The 16,081-nt window shown below is 64.3% G+C and carries 14 protein-coding genes; 12 read left to right on the top strand and 2 right to left on the bottom strand.

Annotation, left to right across the window (positions count from 1 at the left end; genetic code table 11):
• The first annotated feature begins 4 nt into the window (after positions 1-4).
• From K3F49_RS17305 to boxB, 5 genes are all read left to right on the top strand, one after another.
• Positions 5-1,546 (top strand): benzoate-CoA ligase family protein, encoded by a 1,542-nt coding sequence (locus K3F49_RS17305; protein WP_234682161.1) that lies wholly within the window; start codon positions 5-7, stop codon positions 1,544-1,546.
• Between the two features lie 142 nt (positions 1,547-1,688).
• Complete coding sequence (locus K3F49_RS17300; protein WP_234682160.1) at positions 1,689-2,504, top strand: alpha/beta fold hydrolase; 816 nt, start codon at positions 1,689-1,691, stop codon at positions 2,502-2,504.
• Positions 2,505-2,522: 18 nt separating this feature from the next.
• A complete protein-coding gene (locus K3F49_RS17295) occupies positions 2,523-3,059 on the top strand; it encodes a DUF309 domain-containing protein (protein ID WP_234682159.1) in 537 nt (178 codons plus the stop codon).
• 99 nt (positions 3,060-3,158) lie between these two features.
• Entirely contained in the window at positions 3,159-4,847 is a 1,689-nt protein-coding gene (gene boxC / locus K3F49_RS17290; RefSeq protein ID WP_234682158.1) for a 2,3-epoxybenzoyl-CoA dihydrolase, read from the top strand.
• 124 nt (positions 4,848-4,971) lie between these two features.
• Positions 4,972-6,423 (top strand): benzoyl-CoA 2,3-epoxidase subunit BoxB, encoded by a 1,452-nt coding sequence (gene boxB, locus K3F49_RS17285; RefSeq protein ID WP_234682157.1) that lies wholly within the window; start codon positions 4,972-4,974, stop codon positions 6,421-6,423.
• Positions 6,424-6,497: 74 nt separating this feature from the next.
• Here the strand turns inward: boxB and K3F49_RS17280 are convergent, their stop codons facing one another.
• Positions 6,498-7,298, bottom strand: coding sequence for an SDR family oxidoreductase (locus K3F49_RS17280; protein WP_234682156.1), 801 nt, complete (start codon positions 7,296-7,298; stop codon positions 6,498-6,500).
• Positions 7,299-7,382: 84 nt separating this feature from the next.
• Positions 7,383-8,441: a polysaccharide deacetylase family protein gene (locus tag K3F49_RS17275; protein ID WP_234682155.1), complete on the bottom strand. Its 1,059-nt coding sequence runs from the start codon at positions 8,439-8,441 to the stop codon at positions 7,383-7,385.
• 165 nt (positions 8,442-8,606) lie between these two features.
• Between K3F49_RS17275 and K3F49_RS17270 the strand changes: the two genes are divergently transcribed.
• The 7 genes from K3F49_RS17270 (at position 8,607) to pstS (ending at position 16,025) form a co-directional block, all read left to right on the top strand.
• The gene (locus K3F49_RS17270; protein ID WP_234682154.1) at positions 8,607-10,001 is read left to right on the top strand and encodes an OmpA family protein; all 1,395 of its coding nucleotides are present in this window, start codon (positions 8,607-8,609) and stop codon (positions 9,999-10,001) included.
• Positions 10,002-10,003: 2 nt separating this feature from the next.
• Complete coding sequence (locus tag K3F49_RS17265; protein WP_234682153.1) at positions 10,004-10,300, top strand: hypothetical protein; 297 nt, start codon at positions 10,004-10,006, stop codon at positions 10,298-10,300.
• A gap of 123 nt (positions 10,301-10,423) precedes the next feature.
• The gene (locus K3F49_RS17260; RefSeq protein ID WP_234682152.1) at positions 10,424-11,014 is read left to right on the top strand and encodes a TetR/AcrR family transcriptional regulator; all 591 of its coding nucleotides are present in this window, start codon (positions 10,424-10,426) and stop codon (positions 11,012-11,014) included.
• Positions 11,011-11,937, top strand: coding sequence for a haloalkane dehalogenase (locus K3F49_RS17255; protein WP_234682151.1), 927 nt, complete (start codon positions 11,011-11,013; stop codon positions 11,935-11,937). Before K3F49_RS17260 ends, K3F49_RS17255 begins: the two co-directional genes overlap by 4 nt.
• Before the next feature lie 541 nt (positions 11,938-12,478).
• Complete coding sequence (locus K3F49_RS17250) at positions 12,479-13,534, top strand: lysylphosphatidylglycerol synthase domain-containing protein (protein WP_234682150.1); 1,056 nt, start codon at positions 12,479-12,481, stop codon at positions 13,532-13,534.
• Between the two features lie 35 nt (positions 13,535-13,569).
• Positions 13,570-14,868: an ATP-binding protein gene (locus tag K3F49_RS17245; RefSeq protein WP_234682149.1), complete on the top strand. Its 1,299-nt coding sequence runs from the start codon at positions 13,570-13,572 to the stop codon at positions 14,866-14,868.
• Positions 14,869-15,011: 143 nt separating this feature from the next.
• The gene (pstS, locus tag K3F49_RS17240; RefSeq protein ID WP_234682148.1) at positions 15,012-16,025 is read left to right on the top strand and encodes a phosphate ABC transporter substrate-binding protein PstS; all 1,014 of its coding nucleotides are present in this window, start codon (positions 15,012-15,014) and stop codon (positions 16,023-16,025) included.
• Positions 16,026-16,081 lie beyond the last annotated feature (56 nt).

Below are 16,081 nucleotides of genomic sequence, written 5' to 3'. Positions count from 1 at the left end.
GACCGTGAGCGAGGGATCCTACAACGCGGTGACCTGGCTGCTCGACCGTAACGTCGAGGAGGGCCGGGGCAACAAGCTCGCCTTCGACGACACCGTGTCGCGGCTCACCTATGGCGAGCTCCAGCTTCAGACCCTCCGCGCCGCCAACATGCTGCGCCGGCTCGGCGTCCGCCGCGAAGAGCGCGTGGCGATGGTCATGCTTGATACGATCGACTTCCCGATCGTGTTTTTGGGTGCGATCCGCGCCGGCATCGTGCCCGTGCCGCTCAACACGCTGCTCACGGCGGACCAATACGCCTACATCCTCGCCGACTGCCGTGCGCGCGTGCTGTTCGTCTCCGAAGCGCTCTATCCCGTCATCAAGGATGTCGTTGGCCGCATGCCGGACCTCGAGCATGTCGTGGTCTCCGGCGCCAAGCAGAATGGGCACAAGCAGCTCGCTGAAGAGATCGCGGGCGAAAGCGATCAGTTCACCACGGCTGCGACGCATCCCGACGAGCCGGCATTCTGGCTCTATTCATCGGGCTCGACGGGCATGCCCAAGGGCGTGCGCCACATCCATTCGAATTTGCAGGCGACCGCCGACACCTACGCGAACCAGGTGCTCGGCATCCGCGAGAACGATGTCGGTCTCTCCGCCGCAAAGCTGTTCTTCGCTTATGGCCTTGGCAACGCGCTGACCTTCCCGATGTCGGTCGGCGCCACCACGATTCTGAACAGCGAGCGCCCGACCCCGGCGCGGATGTTCGATCTGATGAACCGCTACAATCCCTCGATCTTCTACGGCGTGCCGACGCTGTTCGCGGCCATGCTCAACGATGAGACGATGAAGAGCGAGCGCGGCGGCAAGAGCTTGCGAATCTGCACGTCGGCCGGTGAAGCGTTGCCGGAGTCCGTCGGCAACAGTTGGAAGGCGCGCTTTGGCGTCGACATTCTCGACGGCGTCGGCTCGACCGAGCTGCTGCACATCTTCCTGTCCAACGCGCCCGGCGACATCAAATACGGCTCATCCGGCAAGCCGGTCCCGGGCTATGCGGTGCGGCTCGTCAACGAGGCCGGCCAGGACGTCGCCGACGGCGAGGTCGGCGAACTCCTGGTCGATGCGCCCTCGGCCGGCGAGGGCTACTGGAATCAGCGCCACAAGAGCCGTCGCACCTTCGAGGGCCCGTGGACCCGCACCGGCGACAAATATGTTCGCGACACCGATGGCCGCTACACCTTCTGCGGCCGCGCCGATGACATGTTCAAGGTCTCCGGCATCTGGGTCTCGCCGTTCGAGGTCGAGAGTGCCCTGATCACGCATCCGGCGGTGCTGGAAGCCGCCGTCGTGCCGGAGGCCGATCCGGAAGGCCTGCTCAAGCCGAAGGCTTTCGTCGTGCTGCGTCCGGGCGTGAAGACGACGGACTTGCGGGAGACGCTGAAGGAGCACGTCAAGCAGAAGATCGGCCCGTGGAAATATCCGCGCTGGATCGACGTGGTGGATTCGCTGCCGAAGACGGCGACAGGAAAGATCCAGCGATTCAAGCTGCGCGAGGGTGCGAACTAGCCGCAACCGTCATGGCCGGGCCTGTCCCGTGCGACTGCAATTGAGGAAAGACGTGGATGCCCGGGCCTTCGCCTCGCAGAAGCGGCTTCGGCCGCGCAGGCGGCTCAAGCCCGGGCATGACGACTGAGAGAAGAGCGCAATCATGACCCTCACCCCAACCGGCTTCCTCAGCATCGGCACGGCCAGCCTCGAATACAAATGGCTCGCGCCGCAATCCGCCGATGTGCCGACCATCGTCATGCTGCACGAAGGCCTCGGATCCGTCGGCCTGTGGAATGATTTTCCGGAGAAGCTCCAGCAGGCGACCGGCGCCGGCATTTTCGTCTATTCGCGCGCGGGCTATGGCCAGTCGAGCCCGGTGACGTTGCCGCGGCCGCTGGACTACATGCAGCGCGAGGCACTCGACGTGCTGCCCAAGGTACTCGATGCGATTCCCTTCAAGCGTGGCCTGCTGCTCGGCCATTCCGACGGCGCCTCGATTGCGGCGATCTATGCCGGCGCGCATCAGGATCATCGCCTGCAAGGCGTCGCGCTGATCGCGCCGCATTTCATCGTCGAGGACATTTCGGTAGAATCCATCGCCGCGATCAAGACCACCTACGAGACCACCGATCTCAAGGCAAAGCTCGCGCGCTGGCACAAGGACGTCGACAACGCCTTTTACGGCTGGAACGGCGCCTGGCTCGATCCGAAATTCCGCGGTTGGGACATTTCGGAATATCTGGCCTACATCCGCGTTCCTGTCCTGGTCGTACAGGGAAGGGATGACCAATATGGAACACTGCGGCAGGTCGAAATTGCGCAGGAAGAGTGCTATTGTCCGGTAGATCTAGAAATTATTTCAGACGCGGGTCATTCCCCGCATCGTGAAGCGCCCGGAGCGACGCTTGACGCGATTGAGCAATTTGCAAAAGCGGCCCTGCGCGACGATCAGGGACTCGGGGTACGCGCCGCATGATCATGCGAAGGCACATCTATGAATGTGCCTTCACACGTGACCGGCCCATTGCCATGGCCGCGCTGGGCCTATGTGCCGGGCGAGACCGCCGAGGTCGAAGCGGACTATGAGACGCTCGATATGGCCAAGGTGTTGGTGCCTCCGGCGTTCCGCGGCTACGTGCCGGCCCGCCATCCGGCGCTGCGCTATGGGCTCGCACTGAACGACCGCGGTTATTTCTGGGAATCGCAGGAGGTGCTGGAAACGCTGTGGGCCGCGGCCCCGCAAGGCGGCCGCGAGCGCATTCTGCTGCGGGCCTGCACCCACGTGGCCAACGCCAATCTGCGGCTGCGCATGCAGAAGGCGCGTTCGGCCGCGCGCCTGTTTGGAGATGCGCTCACCGAGTTGCGTGCGCTGACCTCCCGCAAGGCGGCCCCGGTCGGCGACGGCTTTGTCGAGAGCTTTCCGGTGCCGGCGCTGACGGCCTTGCTCCAGGCCAAGCTCGGCCGTCCCCAGCTCACCAAGGCCGACTGGATCGGGCTCAGTGCCATCGTGCGGTCCCAAGCGCCCTCATGAAACAAAGTGCATGTAATGGCCGTTGAGGACTAGACGCGCTTCTGAATATGCACTATTGTGCATCTAACGGTAAAACCAAGACGAGCTCAAGGGTGGCCCATGGCCGGGGAAGATCGGCGCCTCGCAGGCGGCGCGACATTCATCGATTTCCAGACCGAACCGTCCCGCTACAAGCACTGGAAGCTGGCCGTCGACGGTGACGTCGCGACGCTGACCATGGACGTCGACGAGAATGGCGGCCTGTTCGAGGGCTATCTGCTCAAGCTCAATTCCTACGATCTCGGCGTCGACATCGAGCTCGCCGACGTCGTGCAGCGGCTGCGTTTCGAGCACCCCGAGGTGAAGGTCGTGGTGATGCGCTCGGCCAAGAACCGCGTGTTCTGCGCTGGCGCCAACATCCGCATGCTCGCGGGCTCGACCCATGCCCACAAGGTGAATTTCTGCAAGTTCACCAACGAGACCCGCAACGGCATGGAAGACTCCTCGGAGAATTCCGGCCAGCGCTTCATCACTGTCGTGAACGGCTCGGCTGCCGGCGGCGGCTATGAGCTGGCGCTCGCGACCGACCACATCATTCTCGCCGACGACGGCGCCTCCGCCGTCGCGTTGCCCGAAGTGCCGCTGCTCGCGGTGCTGCCCGGCACCGGCGGCCTCACCCGCGTCGTCGACAAGCGAAAAGTGCGCCGCGATCACGCCGATTTCTTCTGCACCATCGAGGAAGGCGTGAAGGGCAAGCGCGCGGTGCAATGGCGCCTCGTCGACGAGATCGCGCCGAACTCGAAGCTGGAAGCCAGGATCGTCGAGCGCGCCAAGGAATTCGCCGGAAAGTCGAAGCGCGCCGGCAGCGGCAAGGGCATCGCGCTGACGCCGCTCAAGCGCATGATCGACGAAACCAGCATCCGTTATGGTTTTGTGACCGTCGATATCGACCGTGCCGCGCGCATCGCCACCATCTCGATCAAGGCGCCGGAGGCAGCAGCACCCGCCGATATCGACGGCATGATGGCTCAAGGGGCCTCTTTCTGGCCGCTGCAGGTCGCGCGCGAGCTCGACGACGCCATTCTTCACTTGCGCATCAACGAGCTCGAGATCGCGATGCTGGTGTTCAAGAGCCATGGCGACCGCGCCCATGTGCTCGCCAGCGACGCCTTCCTTGAAGCCAACAAGGCGCACTGGCTGGTCAACGAAATCCGCCACTACTGGAAGCGCGTGCTCAAGCGCATCGACGTCACTTCGCGCACGCTGGTGACGCTGGTCGAGCCCGGTTCATGCTTTGCCGGCACGCTCGCCGAGCTGGTCTTCGCCGCTGACCGCTCCTACATGCTGATCGGCACGCGCCAGGGCGACAATCAGCCGCCGCCGTCGATCGAGCTGTCGGCGATGAATTTCGGTCCGTATCCGATGAGCCACGGCCTGACGCGGCTGGAGTCGCGCTTCCAGGCCGATCCGGCGGACGTGGAGCGCGCGGAAGCCACGCGCGGCACCAGTCTCGACGCCGAGCAAGCGGAAGAACTCGGCCTCGTCACCTTCGCGCTCGACGACATCGACTGGGACGACGAGGTCCGCGTGTTCCTCGAGGAACGCGCCAGCTTCTCGCCCGACAGCCTCACCGGCATGGAAGCGAGTCTTCGCTTCGTCGGTCCTGAGACGATGGAATCAAAAATCTTCTCGCGCCTGACAGCGTGGCAGAACTGGATCTTCCAGCGCCCGAACGCCGTCGGCGAGGAAGGCGCGCTGCGCCGCTACGGCAGCGGACAGAAGCCGAAATTCGATATGACGCGGGTGTAACGACTTTCACTGCGTCATGGCCGGGCTTGTCCCGGCCATCCACGTCCTTGACTCAAGGAAGCAAGAACGTGGATGCCCGGCACGAGGCCGGGCATGACGGAAAGAGATCGCAAGGAGCACGGCCATGAACATGAACATCATGAACGTCGACTACTCGACCAAGATTCCGAACAATGTGAATCTCGCCGAAGACCGCCAGGTGCTGAAGGCGCTGGAAGGCTGGCATCCCGGTTACATGGATTGGTGGAGCGACATGGGGCCGGAAGGTTTCCAGGAATCGCTGGTGTATCTGCGCACCGCGTATTCGGTCGATCCGCGCGGCTGGGCCAAGTTCGATTACGTGCGCATGCCCGACTATCGCTGGGGCATTCTGCTTGCGCCGCAGGAAGAGAACCGCGTCGTTCCCTTCGGCGAGCACTTTGGCGAGCCTGCCTGGCAGGAAGTCCCGGGCGAGTATCGCGCCATGCTGCGCCGCCTGATCGTGATCCAGGGCGACACCGAGCCGGCCTCGGTCGAGCAGCAGCGCCATCTCGGCAAGACCGCGCCCTCGCTCTACGACATGCGCAATTTGTTCCAGGTCAATGTCGAGGAAGGCCGCCATCTCTGGGCGATGGTCTACTTGCTGCAGAAATATTTCGGCCGCGACGGCCGCGAGGAAGCCGACGATTTGCTGCGTCGCCGCTCGGGCGATGCCGACGCGCCGCGCATGCTGGGCGCCTTCAACGAGGCGACGCCGGACTGGCTGTCCTTCTTCATGTTCACCTATTTCACTGACCGCGACGGCAAGATGCAGTTGCACAGCCTGGCGCAGTCCGGCTTCGATCCGCTGTCGCGCACCTGCCGCTTCATGCTGACCGAAGAAGCGCACCACATGTTCGTCGGCGAGACCGGCATTACCCGCGTCGTGCAGCGCACCTGCGACGCGATGCGCGAGGCCGGCATCACTGATCCGACCGACATCGCCAAGGTCCGCGCGCTCGGCGTGATCGATCTTCCAACCATCCAGAAGAAGCTGAACCTGCACTACACGTTGTCGCTCGATCTGTTCGGCTCGGAAGTCTCGACCAACGCGGCCAATGCCTTCAACACCGGAATCAAGGGCCGCTATCACGAGACCCAGATCGACGACGATCACCAGCTCAAGAACGCGACCTATCCGGTGCTCAAGTTCATTGACGGCGAAATCAAGCTGGTCGACGAGCCGGCGCTGACCGCGCTCAACATGCGCCTGCGCGACGATTACAGCCAGGACTGCGTCAAGGGCATGCTGCGCTGGAACAAGGTGATCTCGACCGCGGGCTATGACTTCCAGCTCAAGCTGCCGAACGTCGCCTTCCATCGCCACATCGGCGAGTTCAAGGGCATCCACGCGACGCCGGATGGTCTCTTGATTGACGACGCCACCTGGGCCAAGCGCAAGGACGATTGGCTGCCCTCGACCGCCGACGGCGATTTCATTACTTCGCTGATGCAGCCCGTTACCGAAACCGGCCAGTTCGCGTCGTGGATCTCGCCGCCGAAGGTCGGCATCGACAACAAGCCGGGCGATTTCGAATATGTGAAGATCGAGTCGTAAGAGATTGCGAATTGGAAGCGGCGAATGGCGAATGGAAGAACCACTCGCTATTCGCTACTCGCCATTCCCATGGGTTATCCCGCAATCTCCAATCCCGCATTCGCGTACACCACGCCGCCATCGACCGCGATGGTGTTGCCCACCACGTAATCGCCCGCACGTGAGGCGAGGTAGATCGCGACGCCTGCCATGTCCTCGTCGGTGCCGATGCGCCGCGCCGGAATGCGCTTGGCGACGTCGTCCGAGTGGTCCCGCGCGGCGCGGTTCATGTCGGACTTGAACGCGCCCGGCGCGATCGCGGTGACGTTGATGTTGTCCTTGATCAGCTTCGTCGCCATGCGGCGCGTCAGATGGATCACCGCGGCCTTGCTCGCGGCGTAGGAATAGGTCTCGCCCGGATTGACGAAGATACCGTCGACGGAGGCGATGTTGATGACCTTGGCGGGCCGCTCGCGCGACGCCGCCGCGCGCAGCGGTTTCGCCAGCGCCTTGGTCAGGAAGAACAGTGACTTGACGTTGAGGTCCATCACCTTGTCCCAGCCGCTTTCCGGAAATTCGTCGAACTCCGCGCCCCAGGCCGCACCGGCATTGTTGACGAGGATGTCGAGCTTCGGCTCGAGCTTGATGATTTCGGAAGCCAGCTTGTCGCAGCCTTCGACGGTCGAGATGTCGATCGGCAGCGCGATGCACTCGCCGTCATATTGCGCCGACAGCTCCTTCGCCGTGGCTTCGCAAGGGCCGGCCTTGCGCGCGGTGATGTAGACCTTCGCAGCGCCTGCGCCGAGGTATCCGGCGGCGATCATCTTGCCGATGCCGCGCGAGCCGCCGGTCACGAGTGCGATGCGGCCCTTGAGCGAAAACAGATCGTTGGACATGGTGCCTCCCTTGGTTGGCGACGTTTTGAGCGCCGCGGGGAGGGGAGTCAACTCGGTGTTGCCCGGCGCAGGCCGGGACAACAGTCAAGCCGCGGCAAACCGGCGAAAGCCGTTCCACATCGCAGTCGCCGCACCGGACGTCAGCACCGGCAGGATGCGCGCGTTCTGGTAGTTGCCGTTGAGCGAGACGCGCGGCAGCGCGGTCATGTGGCCGGCGTTCTCTGCGAACAGCATGCCGGGACGTGTCGTTACCGCGGTCTTGAAGCCGGCGGACGCGGCCATCGTAAACTCACGTTTGCCCGCCGCCTCGCGGTCGCCATAGGGATAGGCGAGATGCAGCACCTCGCGCTCCAACGCCTGCTCGATCCGCACCCGGCCGACGGCCATCTCCTGCGCGGCGATCTCCTCGTTCTGCTTGGCGAGATTGCAATGGCTGATGGTGTGGGCGCCGATCGTGATCAGCGGATCGGCCGCGAGCCGCTTCACCTCGTCCCAGGACAGGCAGAGGCTGCGGCACAGCGCTTCCATGTCCACACCATGCGCGGCGCAAAGCGCCTCGATCTCGCGCTTCAGATCGTGCTCGCCCGGAAGGGCGCGGAGCCAGTCATGCAAGCGGTCGAATGCCGCCTGCTTCGCGGCCGGCGTGCTCGCATCGAGCCGCAGCGCGGAATGGCCGATCTGCACATCGACCTGCTCGGCCTTGGCGATGACGGCCTCGAGCGCCGCCCACCACAGCCGTCCGGTGCCCTCGGCGAAGTCGCTGGTGACATAGATGGTCGCGGGCGCGTCAAATTCGCGCAGCACTGGCAGGGCGTGCTCCCGGTTGTCGCGATAGCCGTCGTCGAGGGTGAAGGCGGCGATGCGGCGGTCGAAGCGGCCTTGCACCAGCCGTTCGTGCAGCTCGTCCATGCTGACGATGTCGATCTCGCGCGCGCGCAGATGACGCAGCGTCGCACGCAGGAAGTCCGGGGTGACCTCGAGATGCCGGTTCGGCTGGAACGCGCCCTCGCGGGCCGGTCGCACGTGGTGCAGCATGAAAATGGCGCCGACGCCCGACAGCAGCGGGCGCAGCAGATGGTGCGCCCCGCTGAAATAGAGTGCTCCCAGCCCGGCGCGAATGACATTGTTACGGAGTTGTTTCATGACCGGCGGGCCACCCCTGGGCATTCCGCCTGCAACTTAGGGTGTGACCCTTGAAGAAAAAGTTATTCCAATTGTCCACGCGCGGCCCCCGAAAGGGCCCCATTTCCGGTTTGACAGCCCGCCAAGGGTTTGTTTTGTCTCCGGTTCCAGAGTTCGGGTCGTCGAATGCAGATGCTTTTCAGGTGGGCCAGCAAATGGTGGCCAGGGCTGATTCCCCTGGCCGTCATGTGGGGATTTGCGGCCTGGAATAACACCTTGCCGGTCGAGGCGGACCTGTCGGCCCGCAGCTCGGCCGCGCTCAAGGACACCGTCGTGGACAAGACCCGGATCGCGGTCGACGGCCGTGACGTCAGTCTGGCCGCGGATGCCTTCTCCGAAGAGGGGCGCCACGACGCCGTGACCACGGTCGAGATGGTTCCCGGCGTGCGGCTGGTCGATGACCAGACCCGTCTTGTTCCGGAAGCAAAACCCTTCGTCTGGAGTGCCGAGCGTGACGTGGTGCGGGTGACGCTGTCGGGCTCCGCGCCGCTGCCGTCGATGAAGGCGCGGCTGACCGAAGCCGCGCGCAAGGAGGTCAACGGGACCGAGGTCGCCGATCAGATGGGTCTGGCCCGCGGCGCGCCGGCGCGGTTCGAGGCGGCCGCGATGCTGCTGCTTGACCAGATCGGCAAGCTGAAGGACGGCAAGATCACGATCACAGACACCAAGGTCAATCTGTCGGGCATGGCGCGCGACCTCGGCGGCCGCGAGGCGATCGCGGCTGCGCTGAAGAACCTGCCCGAAGGCTTCTCGATCGCCGCCAACGAGATCAAGGCCCCGCCTTACATCTTCCAGGCCTACAAGGATCCGGTCGCCGCCACCGTGACGCTGACCGGCTACGTGCCCGACAACAACGTGCACGCCGCGATCGCGACCAGCGCATCGCGAAAATTCTTCACCGAGAAGGTCGTCGACAATCTCAAGGCCAGTGTCGGTGCGCCCAGCTCCTTCAACACCGCAGTGGTCGCAGCGCTCGGCGCGCTGTCACGGCTGTCGACCGGCACGCTCGTCGTGTCCGATCGCGAGGTGAAGCTGTCAGGCGATGCGCTGTATGAAGGTGCGGCCAACGACATCCGTGCCGGCCTCGGCAAGGACTTTCCAAAAAACTGGCAGTACAAGCCCGAAATCACGGTGAAACCTGCGGCGGGGCCGGTCGATGGTACCGTCTGCCAGCAATTGTTCTCGGAGCTGCTGGTCAAGGGCAAGATCCGCTTCGCAACCAAGCGCGCTGACATCGATCCCGACTCCGCCGGCATTCTCGATCATCTGATCGAGACGGCGCTGCGCTGTCCGACCACAAATATCGAGGTCGCGGGACACACCGATGCCGACGGCGAGGATGCTTTCAACCAGGCTCTGTCCGAGAAGCGCGCGCAGGCGGTGATCGATTATCTGGTCAAGGCCGGCCTGCCGGCGGACCGCTTCACCGCGGTCGGCTACGGCGCCACGCAGCCCGTTGCCGGCAACGACACCGACGACGGCAAGGCGCAAAACCGCCGCATCGAATTTCTGGTGAGGTGACGATGCCCTATCTCGTCTCGTTCCATATGGGCTGGCTGATCGGCTCGACGCTGCTGGGCTTCTGCATGGGCTGGATCTCGGTGGTCCAGCGCGGCAACGGCACTTCGAAGGTGACGGCGCGCTGGCTCGCCGCGCTGGTCGCGGCCTTGGTCGCGGCCTCGTTCGCGCATGTGGTCCCGGGCCGCTTCGGCTACTGGCTCGACCTCGGCCTGGTCCTGTTCGCCTGCTACCTCGTCGGCTGCACCATCGGTGCATGGCTGCGCTATTGGGTGGTCTCGCGGAGCCAGCCTGTAGTCTGAACCGCGATCCGCTGCCGGGCGATCGATCCTCTCGAATTCCGATAACTAATTGATCGGTAAGCAGATCGCCGACGGCACAAGTGATGTCTTGACATTAATACGTACGTACGTATTATACCCTTCATGCCGAAGCCCTCACTCAAAGACGCCATCCTCGACGCCGGCCTCAAGGTCATGTTCCGGACCGGCTATCACGGCACCAGTGTGCGCGACGTCACCGCTGCGGCGGGCGCACCGCAGGGGTCCTTCACCAACCATTTCCGCTCCAAGGAGGCGTTCGCCTCCGAAGTGCTCGACCGCTATTTCGACGTCACCAGAGGATTGGTCGCCGAGGCGCTCGACGATACCTCGCTGACGCCGCGCGCACGGCTGCGCCGCTACCTCGACATCATCACCGGCCGGCTCGAGGCCGACGGCTATGGCCGCGGCTGCCTGATCGGTGATCTCAGCCTGGAGGCATCAGGCAGCAGCGAGTTGTTGCGCGCGCGTCTCGCCGCGATCTTCGCCGAATGGCGCGCGCCGTTCGCCGCCTGCATCAGGGATGCCCAGACCAGCGGCGAGATCGCCTCCAATTTCGAACCTGATGAGCTTGCCGACTTCCTGCTCGCGTCCTGGCAGGGCGCGATCCTGCGCATGAAGGTCGACCGCAATCCCAACGCGCTCGAACGTTTCAAGACCATCGCATTCCAAACCGTGTTCAAGGAGCTGACATGAGCAAGCAGATCGAGATCCGCAAAGCGTCCGTCCTGGGAAGCAGCATGGCCTATCGCGAGGCAGGCGCGGAAGGAGCGCCGGTCGCGCTGTTCCTGCACGGCAATCCGACCTCGTCGCACATCTGGCGCAACATCTTGCCGCTGGTGTCGCCGGTCGCGCATTGCATCGCGCCGGACAACATCGGCTTCGGCCAATCCGGCAAGCCCGACATCGCTTACCGGTTCTTCGACCATGTCCGCTATCTCGACGCCTTCATCGAAGCACGCGGCATCACGTCCGCCTATCTCGTGGCGCAGGATTGGGGCACGGCGCTCGCATTTCATCTCGCCGCGCGCCGGCCGGATCTCGTGCGTGGCCTCGCTTTCATGGAGTTCATCCGTCCGATGCCGACCTGGCAGGACTTTCACCACACCGACCGCCCGGAAAAGCAGGACCACGCCGAGGCGGCGCGGACGGTGTTTCGCAAGTTCAGGACCCCGGGCGAGGGCGAGGCCATGATCCTCGAGGCGAATGCATTCGTCGAGCGCGTGCTGCCCGGCGGCATCGTCCGCAAGCTCAGCGCCGAGGAGATGGCGCCCTATCGCGCGCCGTTCCCGACACCAGAGAGCCGCCGCCCCGTTCTTGCGCTTCCGCGTGAATTGCCGATCGCTGGCGAGCCCGCCGATGTCTATGCCGAACTCCAATCCGCGCACGCGGCGCTGGCCGTTTCTTCCTATCCAAAGCTGCTGTTCTCGGGCGAGCCCGGTGCGCTGGTCGCGCCGGAGTTCGCCGAGACGTTTGCGGCGTCGTTGAAGCATTGCGCACATGTTCGTCTCGGCGCCGGGCTCCACTTCCTTCAGGAGGATCACCCCGAGGCGATCGGCCGCTCCGTCGCCGGCTGGATCGCCGGCATCGAGGCTGTGCGTCCGCAACTCGCGGCCTAGGGAGGACGCGTCCTCCGGACACCATGCTCGCTGCCGGCCCCGCGCCGGCGGACGGGCGCGATGGAGTCCGCCTCCGTGATGTCGCGGTGCACCCAAATTGTCAGGCAAACGGCCGCGCGGTTGTCGCGCGGCTATGTGTGCTGCAGCCGGCGGGCGCGGATCGCCCCCCTCTTTCAACAGGCGGGCGGCGCCCATAGATTGATTTCGACTTAAGGCGTGACGGAACATTGTCCGGTCGAAATCATCAAAACTTCACGGCCCCTGCGCAGGATTGCCATGGAGATTCGCGTCAGCCTTGCCGCAGAAAGCGCCAAACCGTGCACCTTGAGCCCGCAAACCTGCCTAAAATATTGAAGCCACGTGATTTTGTTCACATTGGCGAATTCCACTCCGCCCGAAAACGCGCTAGTGGAGGGGCGGGGGCATGCGCGAGGCCGGAGCCGGCGGCAAGGGTTCGTTGAGTGTTCGTTCGTTGAGTGCCTGTGCGTCGTCCGCCTGTTCGCCGGCCACCCTGGCCGCTGAAGCGTTGTTCGAGGTCTAGATGCTGGAAGCCATACGCAGGGCGATGACGTTTCTGCGCCAGAAGCAAATCCTGCATAAGCTTGGAGTTGTGATCAGCGTCGCGGTCATCGGCATCGCTTGCTATGTGCTCTACCACATGCTGCGCGGCATCGACACCAACGAGGTGATCGAGGCGATCAAGAGCACCGAGCCGCGCCAGATCGCGATGGCGGCGCTGTTCGTCACGGCGGGCTATTTCACGCTGACGTTCTACGATCTGTTCGCTGTGCGCGCGATCGGCCATGCCCATCTGCCCTATCGCATCAACGCACTCGCGGCATTCACCAGCTATTCGATCGGCCACAATGTCGGCGCCAGTGTCTTCACCGGTGGCGCAGTGCGCTACCGCATCTACTCGGCCTATGGGCTGAACGCGATCGACGTCGCCAAAATCTGCTTTCTCGCCGGCCTCACCTTCTGGCTCGGCAACGCCGCCGTGCTCGGCCTCGGCATTTCCTATCATCCGGAGGCGGCTTCCTCGATCGACCAGCTGCCGCCGTGGCTGAACCGGACGCTCGCGATGATGATCCTCGCAGCGCTGGTCGGCTATGTGGTCTGGGTCTGGACCCAGCCGCGGGTGGTCGGACGCGGCCCCTGGACCGTGGTGCTGCCGGGCGGCCCCCTGACGCTGTTGCAGATCGCTATCGGCATCATCGATCTCGGCTTCTGCGCGCTCGCGATGTACGTGCTGGTGCCCGACGAGCCCAATCTCGGGTTCGTCGTAGTCGCGGTCATCTTCGTCTCGGCGACGCTGCTCGGTTTCGCCAGCCATTCGCCCGGTGGGCTCGGGGTGTTCGACGCCGCCATGCTGGTCGGCCTCTGGCAGATGGACCGCGAGGAGCTGCTCGGCGGTATGCTGCTGTTCCGGGTCCTCTATTATCTGTCGCCCTTCGTCATCTCTGTAATCTTGCTGACGTTTCGCGAGGTTATCATCGGCGCCCGATCCAAGCGCCTGCAACAGGCGGCGCTCAAGCTCGATCCAGGCCCACCGCCTGAAGCCGCTTATGTGAGAAAGCGCAGCGACAGCGGCGCCTGACCAGCGCAAAAGGCAACAAGGAGAAGCCCGCCCCGATGGCGATCGACGCTCCCTCGTCTCCCACGGTGCAGCCCTGGTCCGACCGGCTGCGGCACTCGACGATCATCCTGATCGCCGCCGCGCTGGCGCTGTCGGTCGTGGTTTCGCTCGGCGAGTTGTCGGTGATACGGGCCGCGACGGTGTTCCTGTGCATCGCAGCCGCCGCGCTGATCCCCTGGCGGCTGCATGATACCGCTGCCTCGCGCGAGGACACCCGTCGCGTCAATCCGGTCGAGAGCGCGGCCGTGGCCGCGGTCGTTGCCGGCATGCCGGATCCGGCCGTGCTGCTCGACCGCGCCGGCCGCGTCATCCATCTCAATGCTGCCGCCGCCCAGCTCGCGCCGGCGCTGCGCAAGAACGAGCTCGCCCAGTTCGCGCTGCGCTCGCCGGAGATCATCACGGCGCTGCGCGAATCCATTGCGACCAGCGAGCCGCGGCGGGCGACCTATCTCGATCATGTCCCGGTCGATCGCTGGATGGAGCTGATCATCACCCCGGTGCCGGTGCCGACCAATTTCGGCGGCGCCGACAAATGCATGCTGATGACCTTCCACGACCAGACGCCGCTGCGCCGGGTCGAGGAGATGCGCGCCGACTTCGTCGCCAATGCCAGCCATGAATTGCGCACGCCGCTGGCTGCGCTGTCCGGCTTCATCGACACGCTGCAGGGCCAGGCCAAGGACGATCCCAAGGCGCGCGAGCGCTTCCTCGGCATCATGCACAATCAGGCCACTCGCATGGCGCGCCTGATCGACGATCTGCTGTCGCTGTCGCGGGTGGAACTGTCGGCCCATGTGCGGCCGGATACCCTGGTCGACCTGCTGCCGATCATCTTCCAGGTCGCCGACGGACTCGAGCCACTGGCCCGGGAACGCCAGGTCGAGGTCGAGACCCATCTGCCGGAAGCGCCGGTCATGATCGCGGGTGATCGCGAGGAGCTGCTGCGCCTGTTCGAAAATCTGATCGAGAATGCGCTCAAATACGGCGCCTCCGGCGGACGCGTCATCGTGTCGCTGACGGCGACCGCGGCCACCGATGGAGCGCAGGAAATCCGGGTCATGGTGCGCGATTTCGGCCCCGGCATCGCGCCCGAGCACCTGCCGCGCCTGACCGAGCGCTTCTACCGGGTGGACGTGGGCGACAGCCGCTCCCAGGGCGGAACCGGACTGGGATTATCGCTGGTGAAACATATTCTTAACCGTCACCGCGGCCGCCTTTTGATCGAAAGCGTGCCCAAGCAGGGCGCCACTTTCACCGCCTGTTTTCCCCAGGCCAAGGCTCCGGTTGTGAGTTGAAATTCAAGCGATTTCAATCGCTTGATGGTGTCATCCGACTGTCACGAAACCTTCGTAAAAGCACAGCCGACCGCTCCTAAACGGGCGGCGCGGGAGCGCGATCGGGCGCTGATGGCGCTTCGCTCCCCTGTATGGAGACCAGCATGAATTTCATCAAAACGATCGTCGCTGCCGGCTTGGTCGCCGCAACGACGACGGCGGCTTTCGCTGCCGACATCACCGGCGCAGGCGCGACCTTCCCATTCCCGATCTATTCGAAGTGGGCTGACGCCTACAAGAAGGAGACCGGCAACGGCCTGAACTACCAGTCGATCGGTTCCGGCGGTGGCATCAAGCAGATCCAGGCCAAGACCGTGACCTTCGGCGCCAGCGACGCGCCGCTCAAGGCCGAGCAGCTCGAGAAGGACGGCCTTGCCCAGTGGCCGATGGTGATGGGTGCCATCGTTCCCGTCGTCAACCTCGAAGGCGTCAAGGCAGGCGAGCTGGTGTTCGACGGCGAGACGCTCGCCAACATCTATCTCGGCAAGATCACCAAGTGGGACGATGCTGCGATCAAGAAGCTCAATCCGAACGTGAAGCTGCCGTCGGATGCGATCACCGTGGTCCGCCGTTCGGACGGTTCGGGCACCACCTTCAACTTCACCAACTACCTCTCCAAGGCCAGCGCCGACTGGAAGAGCAAGGTCGGTGAGGGCACCGCCGTCGAGTGGCCGGTTGGCGTCGGCGCCAAGGGCAACGAAGGCGTGTCGGGCAACATCAGCCAGACCAAGAACTCGATCGGTTACGTCGAGTACGCCTATGCCAAGCAGAACAAGCTGACCTACACCGGCCTCGTCAACAAGGCTGGCAAGCCAGTGCAGCCGACCGTCGAAGCTTTCCAGGCGGCCGCTTCCAACGCCGACTGGGCCAAGGCTCCCGGCTACTACGTCATCCTGACCGACCAGCCCGGCGACAAGTCCTGGCCGATCACGGCGGCGACCTTCATCCTCATGCACAAGGATGCCACCGACAAGGCGGCCTCGCAGGAAGCCATCAAGTTCTTCCGCTGGGCCTTCAAGAACGGCGGCAAGGCGGCTGAAGAGCTCGACTACATCCCGATGCCCGACAGCGTCGTCCAGCTGATCGAGAAGACCTGGGCTGCCGAGATCAAGAGCTAATCGCTCTGCTCTCGTGTCCCGGACGCGCGGCAGCGTGAAACGCTGCTGCGCTGAGC

Source organism: Bradyrhizobium monzae, assembly GCF_021458635.1.
Classification (GTDB): domain Bacteria; phylum Pseudomonadota; class Alphaproteobacteria; order Rhizobiales; family Xanthobacteraceae; genus Bradyrhizobium.
Note: the sequence above shows the minus strand (reverse complement) of the source record. Positions and strands in the feature narration are given on the sequence as shown.

Coding starts and splice junctions, on each gene's coding strand:
- K3F49_RS17300 (WP_234682160.1), top strand. CDS start 1,689: ATGACCCTCACCCCAACCGGCTTCCTCAGCATCGGCACGGCCAGCCTC.
- K3F49_RS17295 (WP_234682159.1), top strand. CDS start 2,523: ATGAATGTGCCTTCACACGTGACCGGCCCATTGCCATGGCCGCGCTGG.
- boxC (WP_234682158.1), top strand. CDS start 3,159: ATGGCCGGGGAAGATCGGCGCCTCGCAGGCGGCGCGACATTCATCGAT.
- boxB (WP_234682157.1), top strand. CDS start 4,972: ATGAACATGAACATCATGAACGTCGACTACTCGACCAAGATTCCGAAC.
- K3F49_RS17280 (WP_234682156.1), bottom strand. CDS start 7,298: ATGTCCAACGATCTGTTTTCGCTCAAGGGCCGCATCGCACTCGTGACC.
- K3F49_RS17275 (WP_234682155.1), bottom strand. CDS start 8,441: ATGAAACAACTCCGTAACAATGTCATTCGCGCCGGGCTGGGAGCACTC.
- K3F49_RS17270 (WP_234682154.1), top strand. CDS start 8,607: ATGCAGATGCTTTTCAGGTGGGCCAGCAAATGGTGGCCAGGGCTGATT.
- K3F49_RS17265 (WP_234682153.1), top strand. CDS start 10,004: ATGCCCTATCTCGTCTCGTTCCATATGGGCTGGCTGATCGGCTCGACG.
- K3F49_RS17260 (WP_234682152.1), top strand. CDS start 10,424: ATGCCGAAGCCCTCACTCAAAGACGCCATCCTCGACGCCGGCCTCAAG.
- K3F49_RS17255 (WP_234682151.1), top strand. CDS start 11,011: ATGAGCAAGCAGATCGAGATCCGCAAAGCGTCCGTCCTGGGAAGCAGC.
- K3F49_RS17250 (WP_234682150.1), top strand. CDS start 12,479: ATGCTGGAAGCCATACGCAGGGCGATGACGTTTCTGCGCCAGAAGCAA.
- K3F49_RS17245 (WP_234682149.1), top strand. CDS start 13,570: ATGGCGATCGACGCTCCCTCGTCTCCCACGGTGCAGCCCTGGTCCGAC.
- pstS (WP_234682148.1), top strand. CDS start 15,012: ATGAATTTCATCAAAACGATCGTCGCTGCCGGCTTGGTCGCCGCAACG.